At 70.0% G+C, this 6,758-nt stretch carries 6 protein-coding genes; 5 read left to right on the top strand and 1 reads right to left on the bottom strand.

Annotated elements, in window-relative coordinates; all coding sequences use genetic code 11:
* The 5 genes from nuoN to HUV01_RS10350 form a co-directional block, all read left to right on the top strand.
* The coding region (gene nuoN / locus HUV01_RS10370) for an NADH-quinone oxidoreductase subunit NuoN (RefSeq protein ID WP_174298191.1) at positions 1-1,318 on the top strand (1,318 nt) is incomplete at its 5' end.
* A 59-nt stretch (positions 1,319-1,377) separates the two neighbouring features.
* Complete coding sequence (locus tag HUV01_RS10365; protein WP_174298190.1) at positions 1,378-2,112, top strand: biotin--[acetyl-CoA-carboxylase] ligase; 735 nt, start codon at positions 1,378-1,380, stop codon at positions 2,110-2,112.
* Between the two features lie 21 nt (positions 2,113-2,133).
* Entirely contained in the window at positions 2,134-2,910 is a 777-nt protein-coding gene (locus HUV01_RS10360; protein WP_174298189.1) for a type III pantothenate kinase, read from the top strand.
* A gap of 98 nt (positions 2,911-3,008) precedes the next feature.
* A complete protein-coding gene (locus HUV01_RS10355) occupies positions 3,009-4,643 on the top strand; it encodes a ribonuclease J (protein WP_174298188.1) in 1,635 nt (544 codons plus the stop codon).
* A 9-nt stretch (positions 4,644-4,652) separates the two neighbouring features.
* Positions 4,653-4,916: a DUF1467 family protein gene (locus tag HUV01_RS10350; RefSeq protein ID WP_174298187.1), complete on the top strand. Its 264-nt coding sequence runs from the start codon at positions 4,653-4,655 to the stop codon at positions 4,914-4,916.
* Positions 4,917-4,952: 36 nt separating this feature from the next.
* Here the strand turns inward: HUV01_RS10350 and HUV01_RS10345 are convergent.
* Positions 4,953-6,758 (bottom strand): hypothetical protein (locus HUV01_RS10345; RefSeq protein ID WP_174298186.1); only part of this gene is annotated, 1,806 nt, incomplete at its 5' end.

Raw genomic sequence — 6,758 nt, 5'->3', positions numbered from 1 at the left:
GGCCGGGATCGCGCTGCTCGGCCCCGCGACGGGCGGCGGCGCCGCGTTCGGCGGGCTGATGCGCGCGGACGCGTTCGCCGGTTTCGCCAAGGTGGTGATCTTCCTCGCATCCGCGGTGGCCATACTGATGGCGCCCGACTTCTTCGCGCGGACCGCGGGCGACGATCTGCGTCCGGAATACCCGGTCCTGATCCTGCTGTCCGCGGCGGGCATGGCGATCATGGTGTCGGCGGGCGACCTGCTGACGCTCTACGTCGGCCTGGAGCTCCAGAGCCTCGCCGCCTACGTCCTGGCGAGCTTCATGCGCCGCGACCGGCGATCGGCGGAGGCGGGGCTGAAGTATTTCGTCCTCGGCGCGCTGGCGAGCGGGATCCTGCTGTACGGCGTGAGCCTGGTGTACGGCTTCGCCGGATCGACGCTGTTCCCGCAGATCGCCGAGTCGTTCGGCTCGGCGGCGCATGGCGGCACGACGTTCCTCGGGCTGACGATCGGGCTGGTTTTCGTGTTCGCCGGCCTCGCGTTCAAGATGGCGGCGGTGCCGTTCCACATGTGGACGCCCGACGTGTACGAGGGTTCGCCGACGCCCGTCACCGCCTTCTTCGCGTCCGCGCCCAAGGTGGCGGCGGTGGCGCTGGCCGTTCGCGTCGCGGTGGTGGCGATGGGTCCGGCCACGGGCGAGTGGCGGCAGATCGTGATCTTCGCCAGCCTCGCTTCCATCCTGCTCGGCGCCGTGGCCGCGATCGGGCAGACGAACGTGAAGCGGCTGCTGGCCTATTCGTCGATCAACAACATCGGGTTCGCGCTGATCGGCCTCGCGGCGGGAACGCGTGAGGGTGTCGCGGCGGTGCTGCTGTATCTTGCGGTCTATATCTTCATGACGCTCGGCGCGTTTCTGGTCGTGCTGCAGATGCGGGGGCTCGATGGCGAGCCGGTCGAGGACATCGCCAGCCTGTCCGGCCTGTCGCGCACCCGGCCGGGTCTTGCCGCCGCGATGGCGATGTTCATGTTCTCGCTCGCAGGCATCCCGCCGCTGCTGGGTTTCATGCCCAAGTTCGCGGTGTTCCAGGCGGCGACGGACGCCGGGCTGATCGGGCTGGCGATAGCGGGCGCGGTGTCGTCGGTGATCGGCGCCTATTACTATCTCCGCATGGTCAAGACGATGTACTTCGACGATCCGGCGCCCGCCTATGCTCCGGCGAACGGCGCGGTGGAGGGCGGGATGCTGACGATCGCCGCCGTCGCGATCTCGCCGGTCGGCTATCTCGCGCTGCCGTTGCTCTACGGCTGGAGCACGGCGGCGGCGCGGTCGCTGTTCTAGGGACGTCGACGCTGACCGTCGTTCGCACCGTGCCGGTCACCGGGTCCACCAACGCCGACATGCTGGCCCTGGCGTCGCTGGGGCTAGAGGAAGGCGTTTGGTTGAGGGCCGAGCGACAGTCCGCCGGGCGAGGGCGGGAAGGGCGCGAATGGGTCTCGCCTGCCGGCAACCTCCATGCGAGCACCCTTGTCCGGGTGCGGCCCGGCGACCCGGCGGCACCGGGGCTGGCGCTGGTGGCGGGAGTCGCCGTCGCCGAGACGCTGGCGACCCTGCCGTTCCGCTTCGCCGACCAGCCGAACACGATCGAACGATCGATCGACGGCGCTTCATCGCCCGATCGGATCGCGCCCAGTCGCGGCGGCGTGGCGCTGAAGTGGCCGAACGACGTGCTCCTGGCCGGCGCCAAGGTAGCGGGCATCCTGCTCGAGCGGGCTGGCGATGCCGTGGTGATCGGGGTGGGAGTGAACGTCGCGCATCATCCGGATGCGCTCGAACGGTCGGCGACCAGCCTTGCGGCGCATGGGGTGTCGATCGCGCCCGACGCGTTGCTGCGTGCGCTGGGGCCGACGCTCGCCCACCATGTCGGCCTGTGGCGGACGACGGGGATCGACGCCGTGCGGGAGCGGTGGCTCGCGTTCGCACATCCGGTCGGCACGCCCCTTGCGGCGCGTCTGCCCGATGGATCGTCGCTCCACGGGCGTTTCGCCGGGCTGTCGAGCGACGGGGCGCTGCGTCTCGGATTGGCGGGCGACATCGAGCGTGTCATCCACGCCGGCGACGTGTTCGCGGTCTAGGCGGAGGCGGAAAGGAGGCCCATGCTGCTCGCGATCGATGCCGGCAACACCAACATCGTCTTCGCGCTGGTGGCGGGCGAGACGATCGAGGCGCGCTGGCGGATCGCCACCGATGCGCGGCGTACCGCCGACGAATATGCCGTGTGGCTCAGCCAGCTGCTCCACCTCGAAGGCTATGACCGCGCCGCCGTCACCCGCGTCATCATCGCGACGGTGGTGCCGCGCGCGCTCCACAACCTCCAGACGCTGTCGCGCAAGTATTTCGCTACCGAGCCGCTCATCGCCGGCCGGGCACCGGTGGAATGGGACATTGCGCTCGACATCGACGAGCCGGCCAGCCTGGGTGCGGACCGCGCCGTCACCGCCATCGCCGCGCACGCGCGGCACGCCGGCGATCTGATCGTGATCGACTTCGGTACGGCGACGACCATCGACTGGATCGACTACCGCGGGGCTTACAAGGGCGGGATCATCGCGCCGGGCATCAACCTGTCGCTCGACGCGCTGGTCGCCGCTGCCGCCAAGCTGCCGCGGATCGCGATCGAGGCGCCGGCGACCGCCTCCGTGATCGGCCGCAACACCGCCGATCAGATGCATATCGGCATCTATTGGGGGTATGTCTCGCTGATCGAGGGGCTGGTACGGCGGATGCGCGCGCAGATCGCCCGGCCCGTGACGGTGGTTGCGACCGGCGGCCTTGCGATCCTGTTCGAGGCGCATTCGAGCGTGTTCGACGTCGTGGAGCCGGATCTAACGATCACGGGGCTGGCGATCCTCGCCGCGCGCGCCCATATATAAGACCAGTTTCATGCAGGCCGGCCCTGCGTCCCCCTCATCATCCGCGCCCCGACGGGCTCATTCGTTCCGCATCGCCGGGACATCAAGCTAGGAAATCAATGACTCCCAAGAACGAACTGCTCTTCTGCGCATTAGGCGGGTCGGGCGAGATCGGCATGAACGTCAACCTGTACGGCTGCAACGGCAAGTGGGTGATGGTCGATTGCGGCATAACATTCGCCGATCCGGCCTATCCCGGCATCGACGTCATCCTGCCCGACCTGCGCTTCATCGAGGAACGGCTGGACGATCTGGTCGGCATAGTCCTGACCCATGGGCATGAGGACCATATCGGCGCGTTGCCGTACCTCGCCGAGGATCTGGGCGTGCCGCTCTATGCCTCCGCCTTCACCGCGGGCCTGATCCGCGGCAAGCTGGAGGAAGAGCGGATCGCGGATCGCGTGAAGCTGAAGCTCGTCGAGCCGGGCAAGCCGTTCAAGGTCGGGCCGTTCGACTTCACGATGGTGCCGATGTCGCATTCGATCCCGGAGGCGAGCGCATTGGTGATCGATACGCCCGTGGGGCGCGTGTTCCACTCGGGCGACTGGAAGCTCGACGCCGCGCCGATCATCGGCGATCCCGCCAACGAGGCGCAGCTGACCGCGATCGGCGACGCCGGCATTGACGTGCTGATGTGCGATTCGACCAACATCTTCAACGCCAACGCGTCCGGGTCGGAGGCTGAGGTGCGCAAGGGGATGGAGGAAGTGGTACGCGCGGCGCGCGGCCGGGTGCTCGTCACCAGCTTCGCATCCAATGCCGCGCGACTGGCGACGCTGGGCGAAGTGGCGCGTGACACCGATCGGGCGATCTGCGTCACCGGACGATCGCTCGACCGCATCCTGAAGGTCGCCAGGGCTACCGGCTATCTGAAGGATTTCCCCGAGACCGTCGATCCCGACGCGGCCATGCGATTGCCGCCGTCCAAGGTCCTGATCGTTGCCACCGGCGGTCAGGGAGAGCCGCGCGCGGCGCTGGCGCGGGTCGCGGAAGGATCGCACACGATCAAGCTGGGCGAGGGCGACACGGTCGTTTTCTCGTCCAAGGAGATCCCCGGCAACGAGGTGGCGATCGGCCGCATCCAGAACATCCTGGCGGGACGCGGCGTCCACATCGTCACCGAGCGGCAGGCGAAGGTGCATGTGTCCGGCCATCCCGGCCGACCTGAACTGGCGGCGTTGTACCGCTGGCTGCGGCCGGAGCTGTTGATCCCCGTCCATGGCGAGATGCGGCACATGACCGAGCATGCGCGGTTCGCCCGAAGCGAGGGGGTCCCGCAGGCGCTGGTGCAGACCAATGGCGACCTGGTGCGACTGCTGCCCGGCCCGGCGGCGAAGATCGGCAATGTTCCGGTCGGCCGGCTGGTTCTCGACGGCGACGTCATCCTGCCGGCCGATGGCACGACGATCAACGAGCGGCGCAAGCTCGCGTCGAACGGCCAGATCTCGGTCGCGGTGGCGCTGGGGCGGGACGGGCGGGCGTTGGGCCAGCCACAGGTCCGGCTGCAGGGCGTGCCGGTCGAGGAGGACCGCGAGCCGTTCATCGCCGATGTCGTCGATGCCGTTGCCGAATCGATGCGCGGCGGCCGCGACCGCGACCGCGTGCGCGAGAACATCCGCCTTGCCGTGCGCCGCGTCGCGACCCGCTGGACGGGGAAGAAGCCGGTCGTCGACGTGCTGATCGTCGGCGCCTAAGGTTGCGCCATGCGGTGGACTTCCATGCTGGCGATCTATTTCCTGTTCTGGGCGCTGTCGGTGTTCCTCGTCCTGCCGTTCGGCGTCCGCACCCATGAGGAAGCCGGGGTCACGCGCGTACCCGGACAGGCGGACAGCGCCCCGCACGATTTCCGCCCGTGGCGCATCGCGGCTCGGGTGACGATCGTGGCCACCGTGCTGTTCGCGCTGTTCCTGCTGAACTATTTCGCTGGGTGGATCAGCCCGGAGATGTTCGTCATCGGCAACGTGTAGCGCCGGCCGCGTCCGGGGCGCCCGACGCGTACCCCGCTATCGAAGCCGCTCGATCGCCTGGGCCAGCGCGACGTACAGCTTGCCCATGTCCGACGACAACAGGGTCACGCCCAGCGGCGAGCCGTCGCGTTGCGTCAGGATCGTCCGCAGCATCGCCTCGAAGTCGTGGATGTAGCGGTTGACCTGATCGCGGAAGTCGGCGCGCTCGTCGTACAGCCGGGCGATCTCGCGCGCGTCGCCGGCGTCGAGCAGCCGAACCGCGCGGCGGGTGAAGACGCCGCGGTCTCCCTTCAGATACGCCGCCCACGCACTGTCCGAGACTTCGGGAGCGATGCTGCCGGTGATGTCGATCGATGCGGAGTTCAACGCCTCGATCAGCAGCGACACGCGGCGGGCGAAGCCGTCGCGATCCGACTCGTCGCGGGCGGCGCGCGCATCGTCCAGCCGTGTCTCGACCAGCGCGGTCGCGTCGCCGATCTCACGCAGCCGCTCGCCCAGCCGGTCAGAGGCCTGGGTCGCGGCGGCGACGGCAGCGTGCGACGCCCCGGCGATCGCCGCTACCTGCCGATCCACCGTATCGCCCGCCACGCGCGCCAATGCCGCCGCGCTTGCCGCCGCGAGCCGGTCAGCGGCCTGCGGGATCACCGAACCGATCGTTTCGCGCGCGCGGTCGGCGGCGGCGTTGGCGGTATCGCGCACCCGCAACAGCGCCTCGACCAGACGGGGCGCGGCCTCGTCGGCGAAGCGGTTGGCGCGCGTCACCGTCTCGTCGACCATCTCGCCAAGCGCATCCGCCTTCGTCCGCCCGCTCGACAACGTGTCGAGCAGCGTGCCGGCCAGCTGGTCGACGGTCGTGCGCTGACCCGCGATGACCTGCGCGATCGCCTCGATCGCATCGTGCGTGCTCTCGGCGGCGGTGACGAGGGCGAGCAGCTCGGGCTTCGAGCGGGCGACGACACGCTGGCTGGCGTCGATCCTCGCGTCCAGCCGGTCGAGCGCGTCGGGCAGCGTCTCGTCTATCTCGCGCGTCGCGGCGTCGAGCGCGGTCAGCAACGTCTCGGTGGTGCCGATCGCCCGGCCCGCCATCGCGTCGCCGGTGCGCAGCGCCTCGGTCATCGCGTCCGCCGACCCGCCGAGCGCGCTGATCGACGCGGCGAGCAGCCGGGAGCGATCGACGCCCTGGGCGTGCAGCCGGTCGAGCTGATCGCCGACCCGGGCGATGCCGGTCTCCAGCCCGCCGACCAGCTGGTCGCCCGCGACCCGCTGTGCGTCGAGGCGGCGCGCGATCCGATCGGCCACCAGCTCGACCACCTCGATCCGGGCCGCCAGCGCCTCGGCGCTCTCGCGCGCCGCCTGGTCGAGCAGATGCTGGTGCGCGCGGACCATGGCCAGCATCGCGTCGCCCTGAGCCTCGATCCCGCGGCGCGACGTGTCGACCGCGTCGGCGGTACGGCCGAGCAGCACGTCGACCGACGTCGCCATTGCTGACGTCACCCCCTCCAGCCGTGCGCCGGCGCTTTCGCTGGTGGCGTCCATGCGGTCGATGTGGGTAGCGAGCCGCTGCGCCGCACCGGCAGCGGTCGCATCCGCCTCGCGTCCCCGCACGGCCAGCGCCGCGACCTGCGCGTCCAGTGCGGCTACGCTCGCATTCGTCGCCGCGCCGATACGGTCGAGTTCCTCGCCTGCCCCGACGATCTCGGCCCGGGTGCGCGGCAATGTGGCGAGCAGAACGCCGAGCCGCGCCTGCGCCTCTCCGGTCGCGCTGGCGAGCGAGGCGGAGTGGGTGTTGGCGGCAGCGATCTCGTCCGCGAAACCGCGGCCGACCGCGGCCCGCCGATCGGC

Source organism: Sphingomonas bacterium, from assembly GCF_903643035.1.
Taxonomy (GTDB): Bacteria; Pseudomonadota; Alphaproteobacteria; order Sphingomonadales; family Sphingomonadaceae; genus Sphingomonas.
Note: the sequence above shows the minus strand (reverse complement) of the source record. Positions and strands in the feature narration are given on the sequence as shown.

Coding starts and splice junctions, on each gene's coding strand:
- HUV01_RS10365 (WP_174298190.1), top strand. CDS start 1,378: ATGCTGGCCCTGGCGTCGCTGGGGCTAGAGGAAGGCGTTTGGTTGAGG.
- HUV01_RS10350 (WP_174298187.1), top strand. CDS start 4,653: ATGCGGTGGACTTCCATGCTGGCGATCTATTTCCTGTTCTGGGCGCTG.
- HUV01_RS10360 (WP_174298189.1), top strand. CDS start 2,134: ATGCTGCTCGCGATCGATGCCGGCAACACCAACATCGTCTTCGCGCTG.
- HUV01_RS10355 (WP_174298188.1), top strand. CDS start 3,009: ATGACTCCCAAGAACGAACTGCTCTTCTGCGCATTAGGCGGGTCGGGC.